Source organism: Bacillus sp. D48C (assembly GCF_053345735.1).
In genome coordinates this window covers 22,508-42,588 of sequence record NZ_JBKFAQ010000016.1, presented here as the reverse complement: position 1 = coordinate 42,588, position 20,081 = coordinate 22,508, and the positions used below count along the sequence as shown (strand labels likewise).

At 33.3% G+C, this 20,081-nt stretch carries 21 protein-coding genes and 1 pseudogene; 16 read left to right on the top strand and 6 right to left on the bottom strand.

Annotated features, from left to right (window positions below; all coding sequences use genetic code 11):
- Positions 1 to 61: 61 nt before the first annotated feature.
- The gene (locus ACLBXA_RS26375) at positions 62 to 340 is read left to right on the top strand and encodes a DUF3986 family protein (protein ID WP_000417071.1); all 279 of its coding nucleotides are present in this window, start codon (positions 62 to 64) and stop codon (positions 338 to 340) included.
- Positions 341 to 406: 66 nt separating this feature from the next.
- Here the strand turns inward: ACLBXA_RS26375 and ACLBXA_RS26370 are convergent, their stop codons facing one another.
- Complete coding sequence (locus tag ACLBXA_RS26370; protein WP_000393875.1) at positions 407 to 1,570, bottom strand: cation:proton antiporter; 1,164 nt, start codon at positions 1,568 to 1,570, stop codon at positions 407 to 409.
- Positions 1,571 to 1,901: 331 nt separating this feature from the next.
- Here ACLBXA_RS26370 and ACLBXA_RS26365 point away from each other — a divergent pair, with 331 nt between their 5' ends.
- From ACLBXA_RS26365 to ACLBXA_RS26355, 3 genes are all read left to right on the top strand, one after another.
- Positions 1,902 to 3,575: a ribonuclease J gene (locus ACLBXA_RS26365; protein WP_447617592.1), complete on the top strand. Its 1,674-nt coding sequence runs from the start codon at positions 1,902 to 1,904 to the stop codon at positions 3,573 to 3,575.
- Between the two features lie 94 nt (positions 3,576 to 3,669).
- Entirely contained in the window at positions 3,670 to 4,500 is an 831-nt protein-coding gene (locus ACLBXA_RS26360; protein ID WP_081143590.1) for a MerR family transcriptional regulator, read from the top strand.
- Between the two features lie 141 nt (positions 4,501 to 4,641).
- A complete protein-coding gene (locus ACLBXA_RS26355) occupies positions 4,642 to 5,997 on the top strand; it encodes an MATE family efflux transporter (protein WP_000388401.1) in 1,356 nt (451 codons plus the stop codon).
- A 35-nt stretch (positions 5,998 to 6,032) separates the two neighbouring features.
- Here the strand turns inward: ACLBXA_RS26355 and ACLBXA_RS26350 are convergent, their stop codons facing one another.
- Complete coding sequence (locus ACLBXA_RS26350; protein ID WP_000923923.1) at positions 6,033 to 6,698, bottom strand: DUF421 domain-containing protein; 666 nt, start codon at positions 6,696 to 6,698, stop codon at positions 6,033 to 6,035.
- Between the two features lie 161 nt (positions 6,699 to 6,859).
- On the opposite strand from ACLBXA_RS26350, the gene ACLBXA_RS26345 reads away from it, so the two are divergent.
- The 4 genes from ACLBXA_RS26345 to ACLBXA_RS26330 all read left to right on the top strand — a co-directional run bounded on the left by ACLBXA_RS26345 (position 6,860) and on the right by ACLBXA_RS26330 (position 9,273).
- A complete protein-coding gene (locus tag ACLBXA_RS26345; protein WP_001227671.1) occupies positions 6,860 to 7,438 on the top strand; it encodes a YdcF family protein in 579 nt (192 codons plus the stop codon).
- A gap of 148 nt (positions 7,439 to 7,586) precedes the next feature.
- Positions 7,587 to 7,904, top strand: coding sequence for a DUF4870 domain-containing protein (locus ACLBXA_RS26340; RefSeq protein ID WP_000678054.1), 318 nt, complete (start codon positions 7,587 to 7,589; stop codon positions 7,902 to 7,904).
- Between the two features lie 149 nt (positions 7,905 to 8,053).
- Complete coding sequence (gene nfsA, locus ACLBXA_RS26335; protein ID WP_001004528.1) at positions 8,054 to 8,788, top strand: oxygen-insensitive NADPH nitroreductase; 735 nt, start codon at positions 8,054 to 8,056, stop codon at positions 8,786 to 8,788.
- A gap of 221 nt (positions 8,789 to 9,009) precedes the next feature.
- The gene (locus tag ACLBXA_RS26330; RefSeq protein WP_015945739.1) at positions 9,010 to 9,273 is read left to right on the top strand and encodes a hypothetical protein; all 264 of its coding nucleotides are present in this window, start codon (positions 9,010 to 9,012) and stop codon (positions 9,271 to 9,273) included.
- 46 nt (positions 9,274 to 9,319) lie between these two features.
- Here the strand turns inward: ACLBXA_RS26330 and ACLBXA_RS26325 are convergent, their stop codons facing one another.
- The 3 genes and pseudogenes from ACLBXA_RS26325 to ACLBXA_RS26315 all read right to left on the bottom strand — a co-directional run bounded on the left by ACLBXA_RS26325 (position 9,320) and on the right by ACLBXA_RS26315 (position 11,129).
- The gene (locus tag ACLBXA_RS26325) at positions 9,320 to 10,045 is read right to left on the bottom strand and encodes a sulfite exporter TauE/SafE family protein (RefSeq protein ID WP_000513086.1); all 726 of its coding nucleotides are present in this window, start codon (positions 10,043 to 10,045) and stop codon (positions 9,320 to 9,322) included.
- A 196-nt stretch (positions 10,046 to 10,241) separates the two neighbouring features.
- Positions 10,242 to 10,868, bottom strand: a pseudogene (locus ACLBXA_RS26320) (MFS transporter); the annotation flags it as partial.
- A gap of 141 nt (positions 10,869 to 11,009) precedes the next feature.
- The gene (locus ACLBXA_RS26315; RefSeq protein ID WP_000120179.1) at positions 11,010 to 11,129 is read right to left on the bottom strand and encodes a YjcZ family sporulation protein; all 120 of its coding nucleotides are present in this window, start codon (positions 11,127 to 11,129) and stop codon (positions 11,010 to 11,012) included.
- 233 nt (positions 11,130 to 11,362) lie between these two features.
- On the opposite strand from ACLBXA_RS26315, the gene ACLBXA_RS26310 reads away from it, so the two are divergent.
- Together ACLBXA_RS26310 and hfq are read left to right on the top strand one after the other, a co-directional pair.
- On the top strand, positions 11,363 to 11,581 hold the full coding sequence (locus tag ACLBXA_RS26310; protein ID WP_000291690.1) for an aspartyl-phosphate phosphatase Spo0E family protein: 219 nt from the start codon (positions 11,363 to 11,365) through the stop codon (positions 11,579 to 11,581).
- A 53-nt stretch (positions 11,582 to 11,634) separates the two neighbouring features.
- Positions 11,635 to 11,823 carry an RNA chaperone Hfq gene (hfq, locus tag ACLBXA_RS26305; RefSeq protein WP_000400665.1) on the top strand — a complete coding sequence of 63 codons (189 nt, stop codon included), beginning with the start codon at positions 11,635 to 11,637 and terminating at the stop codon, positions 11,821 to 11,823.
- 27 nt (positions 11,824 to 11,850) lie between these two features.
- On the opposite strand, the gene ACLBXA_RS26300 is transcribed toward hfq, so the two are convergent.
- Positions 11,851 to 12,453: an HD domain-containing protein gene (locus tag ACLBXA_RS26300; protein WP_447617591.1), complete on the bottom strand. Its 603-nt coding sequence runs from the start codon at positions 12,451 to 12,453 to the stop codon at positions 11,851 to 11,853.
- A 172-nt stretch (positions 12,454 to 12,625) separates the two neighbouring features.
- On the opposite strand from ACLBXA_RS26300, the gene ACLBXA_RS26295 reads away from it, so the two are divergent.
- From ACLBXA_RS26295 to ACLBXA_RS26270, 6 genes are all read left to right on the top strand, one after another.
- Positions 12,626 to 13,459 carry a flagellar motor protein MotP gene (locus ACLBXA_RS26295; RefSeq protein ID WP_000504191.1) on the top strand — a complete coding sequence of 278 codons (834 nt, stop codon included), beginning with the start codon at positions 12,626 to 12,628 and terminating at the stop codon, positions 13,457 to 13,459.
- A 19-nt stretch (positions 13,460 to 13,478) separates the two neighbouring features.
- The gene (locus tag ACLBXA_RS26290; protein WP_000033627.1) at positions 13,479 to 14,156 is read left to right on the top strand and encodes an OmpA family protein; all 678 of its coding nucleotides are present in this window, start codon (positions 13,479 to 13,481) and stop codon (positions 14,154 to 14,156) included.
- Between the two features lie 150 nt (positions 14,157 to 14,306).
- Positions 14,307 to 14,675 (top strand): response regulator, encoded by a 369-nt coding sequence (locus ACLBXA_RS26285; RefSeq protein WP_000940568.1) that lies wholly within the window; start codon positions 14,307 to 14,309, stop codon positions 14,673 to 14,675.
- 129 nt (positions 14,676 to 14,804) lie between these two features.
- A complete protein-coding gene (locus tag ACLBXA_RS26280; protein ID WP_001192626.1) occupies positions 14,805 to 16,808 on the top strand; it encodes a chemotaxis protein CheA in 2,004 nt (667 codons plus the stop codon).
- A gap of 173 nt (positions 16,809 to 16,981) precedes the next feature.
- Positions 16,982 to 18,619, top strand: a complete 1,638-nt coding sequence (locus ACLBXA_RS26275; protein WP_001115006.1) for a flagellar motor switch protein — start codon at positions 16,982 to 16,984, stop codon at positions 18,617 to 18,619.
- A 29-nt stretch (positions 18,620 to 18,648) separates the two neighbouring features.
- Complete coding sequence (locus ACLBXA_RS26270; protein WP_098900514.1) at positions 18,649 to 20,055, top strand: transglycosylase; 1,407 nt, start codon at positions 18,649 to 18,651, stop codon at positions 20,053 to 20,055.
- The last annotated feature ends 26 nt before the right edge of the window (positions 20,056 to 20,081 follow it).

The window sequence follows — 20,081 nt, the reverse complement described above, 5'->3', positions numbered from 1 at the left end:
ATAGAGAGAGGAGCGAGCTGTAATATAAGGCTCGCTTTTGTTTAGTAGGAGGGGACTTTTAATGGAGAAATATGATCCGAACAAACATTATCACATCGGATATTATGAAGATGGATATGATTTAGAAGTGACGGCGTACAAAAGAATAAATGAACCAGTTTGGGATGCTTATCTTCCGCACTATGAGGTAGACGGTTTTTATAAGAAAGTGGAGGAAATGAAACTAGGCGAATATATAGATGATTATGGCATTAAGGTGTATTCATTTAGTAATGATATCGATGATGAAGAAGCACGAATTATTTTTGAAAAATGGTTAAAAAAGAACGAGATTGTTTAAGGGTAAAACAAAAAGGAGATTGCTATTTTATAAGATAGCAATCTCCTTTTATTATAGTAAACTTATTTACTTGCTTTCATTCATTGCTTTATCTTTAGCACCAAAAGTATATTTTAACATTGGTGGTGTAATCATTGTAGTTAAAATAACGACAATAACGATTGCTGTAAAGTAATCTTGTGCTAATAGACCTGAAGAGAGTCCTGTTCCTGCGATGATAAGTGCAACTTCACCACGAGAAACCATACCAGAACCGATAATTGCAGAAGACTTTGCATCAAATCCAGTCATGCGTGCACCAACACCACAACCAATTAGTTTTGTTAATACAGCGATTACTGTTAATGCTAGGATGAACCAAATTTGATTGCCAATACCGTCAAATGTAATATTCATACCGATACTAACGAAGAATACTGGAACGAACATAGCGTAAGCAATTGGTTCTACTTTCTTTTCTACTTCATGTTTGTAGTTTGTTTGAGAAATTGCAATACCAGCAGCGAAAGCACCAATAATACCAGCAATTCCTAATAATTCGCCGAAATATGCGAATGAGAAACAGATGATAAGAGCTGCGCTCACGATAGACTCAGATACGCGCAATGGTGATAACCAACGCATAATCACTGGTACACCTTTCCATCCAATTAAAATAATAGAAGCGAAGAATACTACTTTCTTCAAGATAATCATTGTTAAGTTAACATCATCAGTGCCTAAGAAGCTCATTGCGAATGCTAATAAAATAACAACAAGAATATCATCAAATACAGCGGCTCCAAGCATCGTCGTACTCTCACGTGTTTTCATTTTACCTAAATCACGAAGTGTTTGAACGGAAATACTAACACTTGTCGCACATAGAAGTAACCCTAAGAATACAGCGTTTCCTTGTTCCATTCCCATAACAAGACCGGAAACGTAACCACCTACGAATGGAAGAATGATACCTCCGAGTGCAACTGCTAAAGAAGAATTGCGATTTGCGTTTAATTCATCTAAGTCTGTTTCAAGTCCTGCCATAAACATTAAAAGAATAACACCGACATTACTTAATTGTGTTAGAAGCTCTGAATTTTCAATCCAACCTAATATAGCTGGGCCGATAACGATACCGACAATTAATTTACCTAGCACAGAAGGTTGACCTAATCTAACACTAAGATCACCAGCAAGCTTTGTACTTAATAAAATAAGTGCAATTTGAAAGAAAAATTCGAATTCCATCTGATCCTCTCCTCATCATTTTTAGTTTTATCATACGATTTCTCGGAATTTGCCTAATGAAAATATGTAAAACCCATTAAACAAAAGGGTCTGATTACAAGTTCTTTTGAACTCGTAATTTGAACCTGTAATTAATATATAATAGATTTTATAAAAAATCAATGAAAAAATGGGAGCTTTTTGAGGAAGAAGCTGTCTTATTGAGATATAGGTGTAAGAGTAGCGTGTGAATTTTATATGTATAAAATAGTATGAAGTCCTTTTTCATTACAAATAATAAAGCCTAAATGCTATTTCACGAATTATAAATGTGAAAAGGAGGTTTTATCATTTGAATTCATTAAAAAATAACTTGTCTATTGTTGCTTTAGGTGGAGTAAATGAAATAGGAAAAAATATGTATGCTATCCAATATGAAAATGATATTGTCGTCATTGATTGTGGGTCTAAATTTCCAGATGAAAGTTTATTAGGGATTGATTTAATAATTCCAGACGTCACATATTTGCAAGAAAATAAAGAAAAAATTCGCGGTTTAGTAGTAACGCACGGGCATGAGGACCATATTGGCGGAATACCATATTTTTTAAAACAACTAAATGTACCAATCTATGCAACAAAGTTAACGTTAGGTTTAATTGAAATTAAATTAAAGGAACACAATCTTCAAAATGATACGGAATTAATCGTTATTCATTCAGAATCAGAAGTTGATTGTGGTTCTATTAAGGCAACCTTTTTTAAAACGAACCACAGTATTCCGGATTGTCTCGGTATTGTTTTTCATACACCAGAAGGTACTGTAGTACATACAGGTGATTTTAAATTTGATTTAACACCAGTAAACAATCAACATCCTGATATTCATAAAATGGCTAAAATAGGAATTGAAGGTGTACTAGCTTTATTATCTGAAAGCACAAATGCAGAACGCCCAGGTTTTACTCCATCAGAAAGGTCAGTAGGAGAACGGATAGAGGAAATATTTATGAAAGCAAATAGAAAAGTAATTATTTCTACGTTTGCTTCTAATGTGAATCGTGTTCAGCAAATAGTTGAAGCATGTATAAAAACAAATCGAAAACTAGCTTTGCTAGGGAGAAGTATGGTAAATGTAGTAGAGGTTGCTCTAGAGAAAGGTTATTTACATATTCCAGAAGGTATGTTAATTGAAGCAAATGAGGTAAATCGTTTAGATCCAAAGCAGGTTGCATTACTTTGTACAGGAAGTCAAGGAGAACCAATGGCAGCTTTAGCGCGTTTAGCTAGTGGAAACTATAGACAAGTGGATATTTTACCAGAAGATACGGTTATTATAGCCGCGACCCCTATCCCAGGAAATGAACGTAACGTTTCTCGAATTATCGATAATTTATTTTCATTAGGAGCAAAGGTGATTTACGGATCAGGTAGTTCTACTGGAGTGCATGTATCCGGTCATGCATATCAAGAAGAGTTGAAGTTAATGCTTACATTAATGAAGCCAAAATATTTTATTCCAATTCATGGAGAGTTTAGAATGCTACATCACCATAGTTTGTTAGCAGAATCAATTGGTATTGAAAAGGAAAATATCTTTATCGTACGTAATGGAGATGTTGTAGATATAAGTAATGAAGTGGCAATTCAATCTAGAAGAATACAGGCAGGAAATATATATGTAGATGGATTAGGAATTGGAGATGTTGGAAATGCATTATTACGTGATCGTAAACAACTTTCAGAAGATGGAATGCTCGTTATAGTTATTACTTTTAATAAAGTGGATGGAGAAATAATTTTAGGTCCTGATATTATTTCTCGTGGATTTGTCTATGTTCGTGATTCAGAAGAATTTTTAAGAGAATTAAATAAATTAGCTGTTATTACAATTAATAATTTAAAGAAAGAGAATGTGAATAGCTGGGGTATTTTGAAAAGGGAGGTAAGAGAAGCGTTAGGGAGGTATATATATACAAATACAAAACGAAAGCCGATGATTCTTCCTATAATAATAGAGGTTTAATAGTAAAAAAAGAATTCTCGTATGGGAATTCTTTTTTGTTTTGAAGACAAAATGAACATATAATGAAATAAATAGAAATGGAAGGAAATAAAAGATGTTATTAAATAAACGTTTTACAATTGGAGAAATGGCAAAAATGCATAATATCGCAGAATCTACATTAAGGTATTATGATGAAAAAGGAATTTTTCATCCGTCCATTGTTGATCCTCAAACGAATTATCGTTATTATACAATCGATCAATTTTCACTATTAGATACGATTAAGTTTTTACGCCAATTAAACATTCCATTAAAGGAAATTAAAAAATATATTGATGAAAGAAATCCAGCATACGCACTCAATTTACTGGAAAAACAACAAGAAATGATGTTGAAAAAACAAAGAGAAATTGAGTATGCTTTGGCGAAAATGGAGCATAGAATTCATTTAATTAAGGAAGCAACAAAAGCAAAAGCTGAACAAATGGTAATTAAAGAGATCCCGCAGCGGAAAATTACAGCAATTGCGGTTGCCCCGAATACGACGGATGATATGTTTGAGTACTACATCCATTCGTTGCAAAAAAATATGAGGCAAATGGATGATAGTTTATTTTCTGGAGATATTGGTGTAACTGTTGCGAAAAAAGGATTAATGCAAAATGAGTTTCAAGCATATAGCAGTGTATTTATTCTTTTGGATTATATGCCGTATGAAGTGCATACTTCAGATGAAATTAAAGAAGGTTTATATGCTTGTTCTTATCATCATGGACCATATGAAGAAACAGATGCAACGTACAAGGAGTTACTTACATACATTGATAAAGAAGGTTACGAAGTACATGGAGATTCGATTGAGATTGGATTGATTGATTGGTCTGTAACAGAAGATCCTGAGGAGCAAGTAACAGAAATTCAAATTCCTGTAGTAAAAAAATAAGATGAAAACCTTTGAATTGATTACAAATTTACATTCATTCATATAAGTCAGTTACCTATTTTTTAATTCTCTATTGACCTTCAAGTTACTTGAAGGTTTAAACTAAGAAAAGAGGGTTGAAAAAAAGGAGCATATTAGAGTATGGAAGCAACAGAAAAGTTAAGAGAAAAACCGATAAAAAGCTTATTTATTTCATATTTAATACCAGCCGTCCTCGGAATGGTATTAATGTCAGTGAATATTGTAATTGATGCGGTTATGATTAGTAGAGGAGTTGGGGCGAACGGTTTAGCAGGAGTGAACGTGGCTATTCCAGCCTTTTCGATTTTCTTCTCTATTTCATTATGGATTGGAATGGGCGGGGCAACGTTATATTCCATTGCATTAGGTGAAAATAAACGAGAGAGAGCAAGGTCTATTTTTACTCAATCAATGACGGTAGCAGTTGTTATCGTAGGTGTTTTAGCAGCTATTTGCTTATGGAGAATAGAAGATTTAGCATACTTATTTGGTGCAAATGAAGTGATTTTACCGTATGCATTAGACTATTTACACGTATTATTAACATTTGGAATGATATACGTTTTAGAAAATATTTTAAGTACATTTATTCGAAATGATGGAAATCCTAATTTAGCGATGGCAGGTCTTGTTGTAACGGCTGTATTAAATATCGTGTTTGACTACATCTTTATTTTTATTTTTGGATGGGGCGTAACAGGTGCTGCTTCAGCGACTATTCTTTCGGCAGCGATTGGTTTCCTTGTATTATTAACTCATTTCTTTAGAAAAAGTAGTATCTTAAAGTGGACGAAATTCCATTTTGAATGGGATACTGTCAAACAAATTATGGTGATTGGTTTCCCAAGTTTTACAGCAGAAAGTACGGTTGCAATCGTAACGATTGGTTTTAATATCGCATTCGTCCAATATGCAGGAGAAGTAGGAGTAGCTTCCTATGCGATGGTGAATAGTATTCATGCAATGACATTACTACTATTCTTCGGTGTAGGTGCTGCATTGCAACCAATTGCTAGTTTCCATTATGGTGCAAACTTATCAGAAAGATTGCGTGAAGGATTGAAGTTTGCTGTGAAAATTGCAGTTGTCCTCGGAGGCGTTGCGATAATTGTCGGATTATTCTTCGGGAAATATATCATTGGTTTATTTGATGTTCAATCTCCAGAATTATTGGAGTTAACCTTAACAGGTATTAGTTTATTCTTTATCCAATACGTATTTTTAGGTTATAACATTGTGTATGGAGAGTACTTCCAATCAGTGCGACAAACGAAGAAATCAGTACTTATTATAATGAGCCGAGGATTACTATTTATTCTTCCATTGTTATGGATTATGCCAAAATTATTTGGGATAAACGGAATTTGGCTCGTTATGCCAGTTGCGGAAGTAATGACAGCGATTATCGTATTTACGATGAATCGTATAAAACATCCTGTTCCATTAAATATGGCAGGAGAGAAAGAAGCGATATGATGAAGAAAATCCCCTTAAGCAATTAAGGGGATTTTTTATTCCTTTAAACTAATCGCAAAAGATCCATCCGTTTCTTGAACAGAAGCAAAGGCAACGTTTTTAATATTTGTAATTCCTTTTTCTTTTAATTCTTTATATAACCATTTTTCATTTTTATGTATTAACTTTAAGTTATCATATTGAATTTGTGAATCGACGATAAGGGCAATTGGTAACCCAGCATACTTAACATCTATGTTTAAATCTTTTGGAGTTAATGGTACAAGTTCTCTTTTTGGTAAAATACTAATAGCGCCGTTTGCTTCTAAAATAGCGTATTCAATTTCATGAACACTTGGATAACCTGCAACGCGAAGATTAGAAAGGAGTTCTGCAATGGGGTATCTACTTTTTTGTAAGTTCTCAAAAATAATATCACCATGTTTAATTAAAATGATAGGGTGTCCGAGAATAAAGCGATTTAGTTTGTTAAATAGGCTTAATTTTGTAAGGAGTAAATGTAAACATGTGATAACAACCATACCGAGAAATGCTTGTAAAGCACCAGAGACGGGTATGGCCTGGAAAGCTAAATAAGATAAAAAAATTATAGCCCCAAAATCATGAGGAGTTAGTTGTGCTAACGCGGATTTACCGAGTAACTTAAGCGATAGTAAAAATAAGATAAAAAAGAACGACACGTTACATAAAAAGAGAAGCAATAGAGACACTCCTTCGTGTAAAGTTGTACTTACTATTCCCGAAAGTAATATAAATATTACCTTTTAGAGGATAAATTAGGGTTTATTGAAATCTGTCTGTATACAAACAAATAAATGGATATTATCATGAAGGAAGTAAAAGAAAATAGGAGTATATGAATATGAGAAAGAAGAAAATAATGAAGTGCATTTTAGTTGTCATAATGATTTGCGCCGTGTATATGGGTTTTTTACAATATCACATTTATAAGCATGGGCATATGAATGCAACCTACGATGCTGACTACATAATTGTACTAGGATCGAAAGTAAATGGGACGAAACCATCTTATTCATTGCAATATCGTATTGATAAAGCAGCTGAATATTTAAAATCACATGAGAAAACAATTGCTATTGTATCTGGCGGACAAGGAAAAGGTGAAGACATTTCAGAAGCATTAGCAATGAAACAAGGATTAATAAAACAAAACATCGCAGAAGACCGTATTATAATGGAGGACAAATCTACGAGCACAGATGAGAACATTACATTCTCAAAACCGTTAATACCAGCCGATATGAAAAAAGGTATGATCGTAACAAACGATTTTCATATGTTTAGAGCGAAAAAAATAGCGGCCAAACAAGGTTTACAATTAGAAGGTCTTCCGGCAAAAACACCGAAACCAATCATCATTCCATCGAATGTACGTGAATATTTAGCAATTACACAATATTGGTTTATGAATCGAATATAGAGAAAATAATCCTGCCTGAAATTTCAGGCGGGATTATTTTAGAGGGAAATCTTACAAATATGTCACGTTCGTGAAAGGTAAAGCGATAGTTTCTAGAATGGTTTCCTGACATAATGAAGGTAACAAAAACTATTTAGAGGTGAATCGGATGAAAGGAAATAATATTTTATCTTCGTTATGTTACTTTAGTATATTTTTTGCACCATTTTTACTACCAATTATCGTGTACTTTGTTGCAGAAGATGAAGTGAAGTATCATGCGAAAAAAGCATTTTGGTCACATGTTTTCCCATACGCAATCTTATTTGGAGGACTAGCAGTATCAGGAATGTACGGTTTAGGTTTCGATCAATCTGACGGTGCTGGAATTGGAATGATTATCACATATGCAGTGTTCATTCTTGTAGGAATTTATTACTTTATTTGGAATATCGTCAGAGGTATTAAAGTTTTGAAAACGGCGTAATAAGATAAGTATAATTTCATTTACCGTATTGATAAACGTTTTAAAAAAGAGCAATTCAAAAAGAATTGCTCTTTTTGTGCTTATAAGTTGTGAATAATGAAAAATGTATGTTAATTTTTCATTATGAAGAGAAAAAAGGAGTGATTTTCATGAATGAGATGATACATAAGATGGAGCAACATGTTTCAGTTCGTAAATATAAAGAAGAATCAATTCCGAAAGATGTAGTAGAAAAGATGGTGCACGCTGCACAACATGCAGCTTCATCACATTTTGTACAGGCGTATTCTGTTATATATGTAACAGATCAGGAATTAAAAGCTAAACTAGCAGAGCTATCCGGAAATCGCCATGTGAAAGACTGTGCAGCATTTTTTATTTGTTGTGCAGATTTAAAACGACTTGAAATTGCATGTGAAAAACATGGTACAGAGATAAAGCATGAGGGAGTAGAAGACTTTATCGTTGCGACGGTAGATGCATCACTTTTTGCGCAAAACTTAGCACTAGCGGCAGAGTCATTAGGCTACGGTATTTGTTATATTGGTGGTATTCGTAATAATCCGAGAGAAGTGAGCGAATTGCTTCATTTACCGGATAAAGTATATCCTGTATTCGGAATGACAGTCGGTGTACCAGATGAAGAACATGGAGTTAAACCACGTTTACCAGTAGCAGCAGTTCTTCATGAAAATGGATATAATGAACAGAAATATGATGAATTACTAAATGAATATGATGAAACGATGAGCGCGTATTACAAAGAAAGATCATCAAATCAAAAAAACGTAACGTGGACGGAATCAATGAGTTCATTTATGTCCAAAGAAAAAAGAATGCATATGAAAGAGTTTTTAAGTGAAAAAGGTTTAAATAAGAAGTGAGTAAAGAGGCAAACCTGTGATGTGGGTTTGCCTTTTTTGGAAGGAGAAATACCTAAGGCCAGAAAGTTCTTTATTCTTTCTGAACTTAGGTATTTTGTTTGTTATCATATACATAGAAATAAAAATTAATAATTTTTTATAAAAGTGATAGAAAAAGAGAATGAAATGCCAATAGTAAGTAAAAGCAGCTGCTAAAGGGGAACTGAGGAAGGAAGATGCTTATGATTTTCAATTCTGAAGAGGATTTAATTATAGCTATGAAAAAACATGATCAAGATGCTTTGAAAGAAGTGATTGATCAATATGGAAAATTAATTTTGTACATTATTCATAAATCATTAAGTACCCCTATTGAAAAACAATATGTGGATGATTGTTATAACGATGTATTTACTGTCATTTGGTTTAATATCGACCAATTTGATAATGTAAAAAGCGGCATAATAGCCGCTTTTTACATTATCACGTTTAAAAATATATCATGATATTTCATTCGAAACCTAATTCTTAATGCATAACCTAAAGCAACTTCTATAATAAATGCAAACTTTCAATAAGAAGATACATACCCGTACAACTTAAAAGGATATACGTAAATATTTTAAAAATCCGTTGATTAAGCCATTTGAAAATAATTTGACCTATAAACAAACCTAAAAATAAAATTGGGATGGCATAAAAACTTGATTCCCAAATGGTTTTGTTTGTGCCAGTAAAGAGTATTTGAGTTACTAGACTAATGAAATATATAAACAGATAAAAAGCTAATGTAGTTGCTCTTAACTTCTCTTTTTCAGTATCAGTTCCTGTAAAATAAAGTAACAGGGGAGGACCTGGCATACCGATACTTGTCGTTAAAAGACCAGATAATCCACCAACTATGAAATCTCTAGATTGTGTTGATCTAACCTTAATTTTGCATATTAGCAACAATGTTAATAGTAAGAGTAGGATGCTAACTGCTAATTTAAAAGTGTTTATGTTAACGGAAATGAAGATTAAAATACCAAAAGGTACACCAACTATACTTCCTAAAATAAACCTTTTCAGTAGAACAAAATCAACGTCCATTCTTATTTTCCAAATGAGTGAAATGGAGATAATTAAAGATAAAATAATGTTTATTTGTATAGCTTCTTGTGGTAAAAATAACATAAGTAAGAAAGGGGTTGCCATTATGGAAAAGCCAAAACCTGTACTTGCTTGCAGAATAGAAGCCACTAATATAATACATATGAAAATGAATGTGATACCCAAAACAGCCCTCCTCTTTAATCAAGTTTAACTAGTTGAAGTCTCTTATTTAAGTGCAAACTTTCACAAACTTATTTATATTTTAACATAAATATCTAGTTTTTTCTCAAATAGTGTTGCCATATAAGGATCATTAACTAAAAAATTAGACTGACATTTTTAAGCAATTTTATTATTGGGAAACAAATAATGAATGGGATTAAAATCTATTGATTATCATTAGATTATTCACTGAGATCCCCGCGATAAACAAGAAAAGCCATATAAAATTTACAAAAATACAGCATGTAGCTAATAAACTGCCAATTATTTGAGGAGAAAGAATTTCTAACAGCCCTCCTGTAAAAAACATAGATAACTGAATAAGAGATCCGTAAACGGAATAATGGAATGAAAAAACTTTACCCATCATATTTTCGTGTGTGTAAGTTTGAAGTAATGTCGTATCAAGTGGAACGAGGATTCCTCCTGCTATGCGCATACAGAATAAAGTAACGATACCGATAATAAGTTGATCGGATAGAATGAATCCGAGAAAGAAAATTCCTTGTAATAATTAGGCTCAACCGAATACTTTTTTCATTTTTTCTTTATTATGAGACATATAAAGATTAACGAGAAGGCTTCCAATCATAAGCCCAATGCCTTGAACTGTATATAAAATTCCAATGTTAGTGTGGAAAATTCTCTCGGTATAGATCGTTAGGAGTAGCTGATAAGCGCCTCCAATAATGCCCCATGAAATGCCGACAAGAATTAATGTTAAAATAATTTTTGTTTGTAATATGTATTTATAACGATCTTTTATATCAGTGAAAAATGTTTCTTATTCCATATTAAACGATATTTTGTTAGTTGAAATCGCAAATAAGAGGGATATAAATTCATACGAAAGTATGAAAAAAAACAGCTCAAATATGAGCTGTTTTTCTATAGTTTTTAGTTCATTTGTCAAGGATAGGATATATTAATATCCGTATCCGCCGCCACCCCAACAGCTACATCCGATGATGATTAGAAGGATGAATAGTACGATAAGCAAAGCAAATCCACCGCCGAAACCAGCGCAACTTCCACCATAACTCATATGTTTTCCTCCTTTTTAGTAAGTTAATCTATATGGTTCATGGACTACTATATACAGTATGTTTTTTGTATAGAAAACGAGCCAGTCTCATTTATAATTAGACAAATGCCTGTAGATTCATTAGGATTGTATGTTAGTGATTTGTAAATGAACCTTTACGTGATTCGTAATTTAGGCATAAAAAAATAAAAAATTGTAAAAAAAACCATTTTTTTATTTTTTTATGAGAGAATATGTACTATAATTTTACAAGTAATATTATGGGAAAAGGGAGTTTTAGTATAGAGATGGAGATGGGACAATTACAAAATAAAATAGAAAACAAAAAGAAAGAGTTAATTCAACTTGTTGCGAGACACGGATTGGATCATGATAAAGTTTTGTTATTTAGCCGAGATTTAGATATACTAATTAATAAGTTTATGAATGGAAAAGACAAAGTGCATAAATAAAAAATTTATAGTTTTTTATATTAAGATGTTTCACGAGAAGGAGAGGACAGTAATTGGAACATTTACAGGAAGAATTGTATAAACAAATAAAAGAAGAAAAAGGTACAGTTACAATTTTCTTAAAGAGTGGCGTTAGAATAGTAGGAGAAGTTGTTGGAGTAGATAAATTTACAGTTTTAATATTAGTGGATGGAAAACAACAGCTTATTTATAAGCAGGCTATATCAACAATAATGAAATAAGACACTCTTGTTGAGTGTCTTATTTCATTATTGCTTGCATGCCTCAACATCAATACCGGCAGCAATTAACTTCTTTTCTCCATCTTGTTCAATAATTTTTTGTAATTTAGATAGGAAAGAATCAAAGTTTGTATGCTTTGCTACTTGGAATGTCATTTTATGTTCAATTGGTAACCACGTATCAATATCAGCTTCGTTATGTTGGATTTTCACCTCAAGTTTATCGAGTGCATTAGCAACTTTTGCTTCGTACGTTTCTTTCGCTTCAAACTCCATCCATAAGTCATATAATTCCTCACCGAGAGAACTTGTTAATGTTTGTTTAATATTTAAAATAGCTTCTAGTTCATTTTTTTGTTTTTGTAGTTGTAATTCGTGACTATTCATCGTATCAAAAGCAGGGATATCACCAGCTTCGGCTTCGACTAGGTCGTGAATAATAACCATCTTAAGTAATTTCTCAATATGTACTTTTTGATCCAAATAAGGTTCAACTAAAATAGCCATTAGAGACATACGCCATGTATGTTCGGCAACACTTTCTTGACGTCCGTTAGAAAGCCAGCTATGTCGCATTTCATATTTTAGTTTTTCTGCTAATGCAATGACTTGTAAAATGTTGTGTTCCATCGTGATCCTCCTCATTTATCCATACTATAATTCTAATATAGAAATGAAATGTGTCAATTTCATGAGTATATTGCGATAAACAGATGATAAGCGTATAATACATGTTATATGTGAAAACGTATTATTAAAATAAAAAAATGTTATATAAAAATGGAAAGGAAAGGGCAGAAATATGGGAGAGAAAAATCAAGTATTAGCTAGACCACAAAGAAGAAAAAGGAAGTTTGATATTTCTAGCCCAGTGGGCATTATAGTAGGGTTCATTATAGTGATAGCAGCAATTATGCTTGGCGGCGGTGGAATAAAAGCTTTTAAAAACTTTTTAGATGTTTCATCTATTTTAATTGTCATAGGGGGAACAACAGCGACAATTGTTGTGGCATATCGATTTGGAGAAATAAAAAAATATACGAAAAGCATTTTTACTGTTTTACATAGAAGAGAAGAAGATTTAGAACAGTTAACGGATTTGTTTGTCGATTTTTCGAAAAAGTCTAAAAAGCATGGCTTGCTTTCTTTAGAGGTTGATGGAGAGCAAGTAGACAATCCTTTTATTCAAAAAGGAATTCGATTAATGTTAAGCGGTTACGATGAAGATGAATTAAAAGAAGTGTTACTGAAAGATATTGAAACGGAAGTGTATGAGTTAAGAAAAGGAGCAGCATTATTAGATAAAATTGGTGATTTTGCTCCAGCTTGGGGAATGATTGGTACGTTAATCGGTCTTATCATTATGCTCCAAAACTTACAAGATACATCGCAAATTGGTACAGGGATGGCAGTTGCGATGTTAACGACATTATATGGGTCCGTACTTGCGAATATGATTGCAATCCCTCTTGCGGAAAAAGTATATCGTGGTATTGAAGATTTATATACAGAGAAGAAGTTTGTAATAGAAGCAATTTCAGAATTGTATCGTGGACAAATCCCTTCTAAATTAAAGTTGAAACTGGATACATACGTATACGAAACAAAGGTAAAAAAGGTAAAAGGAGCAGCCTAATATTTCAAGGAGTGGTATGATGAGTAAAGGACCGCAAAAGGGATCGCCTCGTTGGATGACGACTTTTACAGATTTAACAATGTTATTATTAACTTTCTTTGTATTACTAGTTGCTACATCAAAGCAAGATGCAGTAAAATTGTCAAAGATGCTTGAAAAGTTTAGTGATACGGGGCAAGTAGATGCAAAAGTAATGGAAAATACAATACCGGATATTTCACATGAAAAAAATGATGAAAAGATGATCTCAAAAAAGAGAATGGATGAATTATATAAGAAGTTAAAAGCGTATGTAGATAATAACGGTATTAGTCAAGTGAATGTATATCGAGAGGATACAGGGGTAAGCGTCGTTATAGTAGATAATTTAATATTTGATACAGGCGATGCAAACGTTAAGCCCGAAGCGAAAGGGATAATAAGTCAATTAGTTGGATTTTTTCAATCCGTACCTAACCCAATTGTTGTAGAGGGACATACAGATAGTAGACCTATTCATAACGAGAAATTCCCTTCAAATTGGGAGTTATCTTCAGCACGAGCGGCAAATATGATTCACCATTTAATTGAAGTGTATAATGTGGATGATAAAAGGCTAGCTGCGGTAGGATATGCAGACACAAAGCCAATTGTACCAAATGATTCACCGCAAAACTGGGAAAAAAACCGTCGCGTTGTTATTTATATAAAAGAGTAGTATATTATTATTTTAATAATAAAATAATAAAAATACGAAAATTCTTTTAAAAAAATATTAAATTTTATCATTTTATTTTGTATAATGAGTGAGAATGATAAGGTGAAATATTAAGATATATTTATACATAGAAGGAGAGAATTAAAAAGAATGGCACATAAAATTTTAGTAGTAGACGATGCGATGTTTATGCGAACGATGATTAAAAACTTATTAAAAAGTAATGCTGAATTTGAAGTTATTGGCGAAGCAGAGAATGGGGTAGAAGCAATTCAAAAGTATAAAGAACTTCAACCTGATATTGTAACATTAGATATTACTATGCCAGAAATGGATGGGCTTGAAGCATTAAAAGAAATTATTAAAATTGATTCAAGTGCAAAGGTTGTTATTTGTTCTGCAATGGGACAACAAGGTATGGTATTAGATGCAATTAAGGGCGGGGCAAAAGACTTTATTGTAAAGCCATTCCAAGCGGATCGTGTAATTGAAGCTTTAACAAAAGTAGCAAATAGTTAATATAGAAGGGGTGCCACAAGGAATCAAAACAGTGATAGCGGATCGACGTGTGGCCCCCTTTTTTCTCATTATAAAACACTAAATTGTTATACATAAATGAAATGTTTGTTAGACAGGTAGGGGATAAAAATGCAAACAGATCTATTAAATATATTTTTTGAAGAGTCAGAAGAACATTTACAGTCGCTAAATGAAAATGTGCTAGTGTTAGAGCAAAATCCTGCTGATATGGATGTTGTAGGAGAAATATTCCGCTCCGCTCATACATTCAAAGGTATGTCTGCGAGTATGGAATTTACGGAGATGGCTGATTTAACACATAAGATGGAAAATGTGTTAGATGAAATTCGTCATGGGAATATAGTTGTAAATGCGGATATTATTGATGTGATTTTTGAGTGCATTGATAATTTGGAGAAGATGGTTGCAGATGTGCAACAAGGTGGAATGGGCAATATTGATGTAGTCTCAACTAAACAGAAATTAGAAGCATTATTGAACGGTAATGTAGAAACTACTACGGAACATATAGAGCAAAATCATATAGACAACGATGATGCAGTTTCGCATGCAGTGCATATAACAGTTGAACAGCAAGCAATTTTAAAAGCAGTACGTGCCATTATGTGTATTGAAGCATTACAAAATGTGGGGAATATACAAAAAACAGCTCCGAGTATTGAAGAAATTGAAGCAGATGCTTTCGGATTTGAATTTACAGTATTTATGGATACGGATTGTAGTATAGAAGAATTGAAACAAGTAGTACTTCATGTTTCTGAAATTGAGAAAGTGGAAGTAAAGCAAGGAGAACCTATATCGAGGGAAGTAGCTTCTAAAAAAGTCGTTACACAAGAAGTTGTGCAAGTAGAAGAAACGCTACAACCAGCTGTGGCTACGCAGGTAGAATCACCGATAGTGGCAACGAATCAGCCAGCTAAAAGTACTACAAAAACGAAAAATGCTAAAGTGGAGAATCGTTCAATTCGTGTTCAATTAGAGAAAATTGAAAGATTAATGAATATGTTTGAAGAAAGTGTAATTGAACGTGGGCGCATTGATGAATTGGCTCAAACGATTCAAAACAAGGAACTAATTGAACATTTAAATCGATTAGGCGATATTTCAAAAGATATTCAAAATGTACTATTAAATATGCGTATGGTGCCAATTGAAACTGTGTTCAATCGTTTCCCGCGTATGGTACGTATGTTAGCGAAAGATTTAGGGAAAAAAATCGATTTACAAATTACAGGTGAAGATACTGAAGTAGATAAAATTGTTATTGATGAAATCGGTGATCCGCTCGTTCATTTAATTCGAAATGCAATCGATCACGGTGTTGAAACTGTTGAAAAACGACGTGATGCAGGTAAAAATGAGACAGGTACTATTAAATTAGAAGCTTTTCATAGTGGAAATCATGTCGTTATTCAAATTACGGATGATGGAAACGGTATTAATAAAGGGAAAGTATTAGAAAAAGCGATTAAAAATGGCGTTGTAACTGAAGCAGATGCGAATAGATTAACAGATCGTGAAGTGTTTGATCTTATTTTCCAACCAGGATTTAGTACAGCTGAAGTTGTATCAGATCTTTCTGGACGCGGTGTCGGATTAGATGTTGTAAAACATACGATTCATAGTTTAGGTGGACATTTAATCATTGATTCTGAGGAAGGCAAGGGAAGTACATTTAGAATTGAACTTCCGTTAACGTTGTCTATTATTCAATCTATGCTTATTCAAACGAATGATAAGCGTTATGCTTTACCTCTTGGAAATATAGTTGAAGCAATTCGAATTAAGAAAGAAGACATCCAATCCTTACAAGGAAAAGATGTGTTAAATTATCGTAATCAAATTATTGAAGTGAAACATTTAAGTACTGTATTTGGTGAAAAAACAGTAGATGAGGCGTTTGCGTCATATGATGGTCAAATGGTTCCTGTGTTAATTGTTCGTAATACACATCGCAGCTATGGACTTATTGTAAACACAATTATCGGTCAAAGAGAAATAGTCTTAAAGTCATTAGGTGACTTCTTTGCAGAGAGTTCTAATTATTTCTCTGGTGCGACGATTCTCGGTGATGGACGAGTGGTCCTCATTTTAAACCCAGAAGGTTTATAATAGGAATGAAGGAAAGCTCCCCACTTGTATACAATTGGGGAGCTTTTTGACTAATCGTTACTACTCTAATAATGGCAATAAATACATATTAACGTTTTATATAATAAGTTTGCTAAAATCAAATGAGAGTTTATATCATTTGATAGAAAAACAGAAATGAGGAGGCAGGGAAAATGCCTGAGCAACACACAAAAGGGGATACGAGCACGATTGTGCTAGAAAAAGAAAATGAGCATTTAACGCCTCAAGAATGCGATATTCTTGGCGAAATTGCAAATATATCATTTGGTTCAGCTTCGACTGTATTATCAACAATTTTAAATAGGCAAGTAAGCATTACTGCTCCTCGCATAGAGTTGGTAGATTTATATGATTCAAGAGATGTCGAAGTTCCACATGTTGTATTAAACATTCACTTTACAAAAGGATTAGATATGGAAAACCTTCTTGTCCTTAAGCAAGATGTTGCATTGTCTATTGCTGATTTAATGATGATGGGAACAGGCGAGGTGGAGGACGGAAAAGAACTTGGTGAATTAGAGCTAAGTGCTGTACAAGAAGCGATGAATCAAATGATGGGATTCGCAGCTACATCTATGTCGGAATTCTTCCAAGATACAGTAGATATGTCTCCGCCGACGATTAAAGTTGTAAAGTTATCAGAAGAAATGGAGAAAATCTCTGAAATCGATGGAAATCATACGATTGTTAAAGTGTCGTTTGATTTAAAGATAGATAATCTTGTAAACTCTAAACTTGTACAAATTGTTTCTGTTGAGCATGCGAAACAAATGGTAAATAAATTAATGCAATTATCTGGTGGAGTAGAAGAAAAAGACGAGACAGCAGAAGTAGTGGAAACTGAGATTGTAGAAGAAGTTGAAAAAGAGCATTTAACACAAGAAGAGAAAGATGTGCTTGGTGAAATTGCAAATATTTCAATTGGTTCCGCTTCAACAGTATTGTCAACGCTTTTAAATCAGCCAGTTACAATTAGTACACCAAATGTGGAAGCAATCAATGTTCGTCATTATGATGGAGTACCAGTGCCATTTGTTATTTTAAATGTTGACTTTGTTGAAGGGCTAAAGAATGAGAATGTATTCGTATTTACGAAAGATGTCGCCTTAACAATGGTAGATTTAATGATGATGGGAACAGGGGAAGTTGATCCGGAAAAAGAGCTTACTGAATTAGAACTGAGCGGTATTAAAGAAATTATGAACCAAATGATGGGGCACGCTGCTACGGCGATGTCAGAAATGTTCCAAGAAAAAATGGACATGACGCCGCCAAATGTTAAATTTGTAACGTTAAAAGAAGAAATGGAGTATTTGGGAGAGTCAATGGAAGTGGACGAACTCGTTCAAATTACGTTCAATCTTGAAATTGGCGATCTGCTTCAATCGAAAATGTATCAAATTTTGCCGATTTCTGAAGCGAAAGAAATGGTAAGGCGACTTCTGTATCCAATGGTGGAAGAAGAAGAGATTGCAACAGAAGAAATTGAAGAAGAAAAAATTGTAGAACCAGTTGTGCAACCTATTGAATTTAAAGAAGTAAAACAAATGGAGCCAGTATATATGGACACGTCCATTCTACAAAATGTAGAAATGAACGTGAAATTTGTATTTGGAAGTACAGTGAAAACAATTCAAGATATATTAAGTTTACAAGAAAATGAAGCAGTTGTACTAGATGAGGATATTGATGAACCGATTCGTATTTATGTAAATGATGTATTAGTGGCGTATGGTGAACTTGTAAATGTAGATGGATTTTTCGGAGTAAAAGTGACGAAATCACTATAAGGCATTGAAATAGGAGTTTGAACTAGTAGATGAAAAACGTAAAGTTTTTTCTAATGAGTTGGCTATGCATACATGTATGCTTGTTCTTCCCCTTGCAAAGTCAGGCTGAGGAACAAATTGAGTCAGATCAAAAAATAAATGAAGTGAATGTACAAGAAGAAAATAAGGAATCTCAAGAATCGTCAGAGCAAGTGGAAACGAAGCAAGATGAAGAGAAACAAAAAGAAGTAGAACAAAAAGAAGTAAAACAACAAGAAGTAGAACAACAAGAAGTAGTAAATAAACAATTGGGTGAAAGAAAGATAGAAACGGAACAAGGAATTGTTACAGTAGATAAGCCGGAGCTTAAAGTTGGCGAAGAAGTGCGAATTGCTGTAGAACCAAATGGGAAAAACATTCAAAGCATGAAAGGTATATTGCAGTTACAAAAAAATGGCGAGCAATATGCGCAAGAAAGAATACTATCTTTTGAGTATGATGAAGAAACGAAGAGCTGGGTTGCTAACTATAAAGCAGAGGATTTTGATTTGCAAGGTGATTGGAATCTCCAGCTCGTTCAAAGTTACAAAGAGAATGAGAAAGAAGAAATCGTAAAAAATGAAGTGAAAGTCCCGCTCATTCGTATTAAAAATGAAACGCCAACTATAGATAAAGAATTGCCAAAGTTACAGAAAGTTACAATTGATGAAGTAAAAGAGAACTTAGTTGAACGAAAACAGGGAGATTCTATACATATACGAGTAAAAGCGTCAGATATAGAATCGGCTGTAAAAGAAGTGCGCGTTACATTAAAAGGGAAAGAAAATAAAGAGCTTTCGTTTTTATTAGACTACAACAAGTATGATATGGATTGGCAAAAAATATTTGAAATAACAGAAGAATTGCCAGCTGGGCCATACGAATTACATGTAGAGATAATAGATGCAGCAGGTAATAAACTTGTTGAGGAAAGTGAATATACCATTTCTATTTTGGCGCCAAAAAACGAAGATGACAAAAAGATAGAAGAGAAAGAGAAAGAAGATAAATTAGATAATAAACTAGAAAATGAATTAGAAGATAAGAAAGAAAATGAGAAGCAAGAGGATTTGAAAGTCAAAAACCCGCTTCCAGAAGAAAAATTACCAGTTGTTCAAATTCCGAAGCAAGATGAGGAAGTAAATAAGTTTATAAAAGAACCGTTGAAAGAGAAAGAGGAATTTACTTACGTCATAAAAGAGCCGTTCGAAGACAACAAGGAAGTACATAAGGCGAAGGACCAAAAAGAGAAAAATAACAAACAAGTTGCCTCTAAAAAGAAAGAACAAAAAGAAGAATCAAAAGACAAGAAAGAAGAAAAAGGTGAACAGGGAGTACAAGCTTCGGATGTGTTTACTATCATGTCAGGTTTATTCGTACTGTTTTTAGTTTTAAAGAGTAATAAAGAATGGGGCTAATTATTTCATAGTAGTGGAGGCGCTTA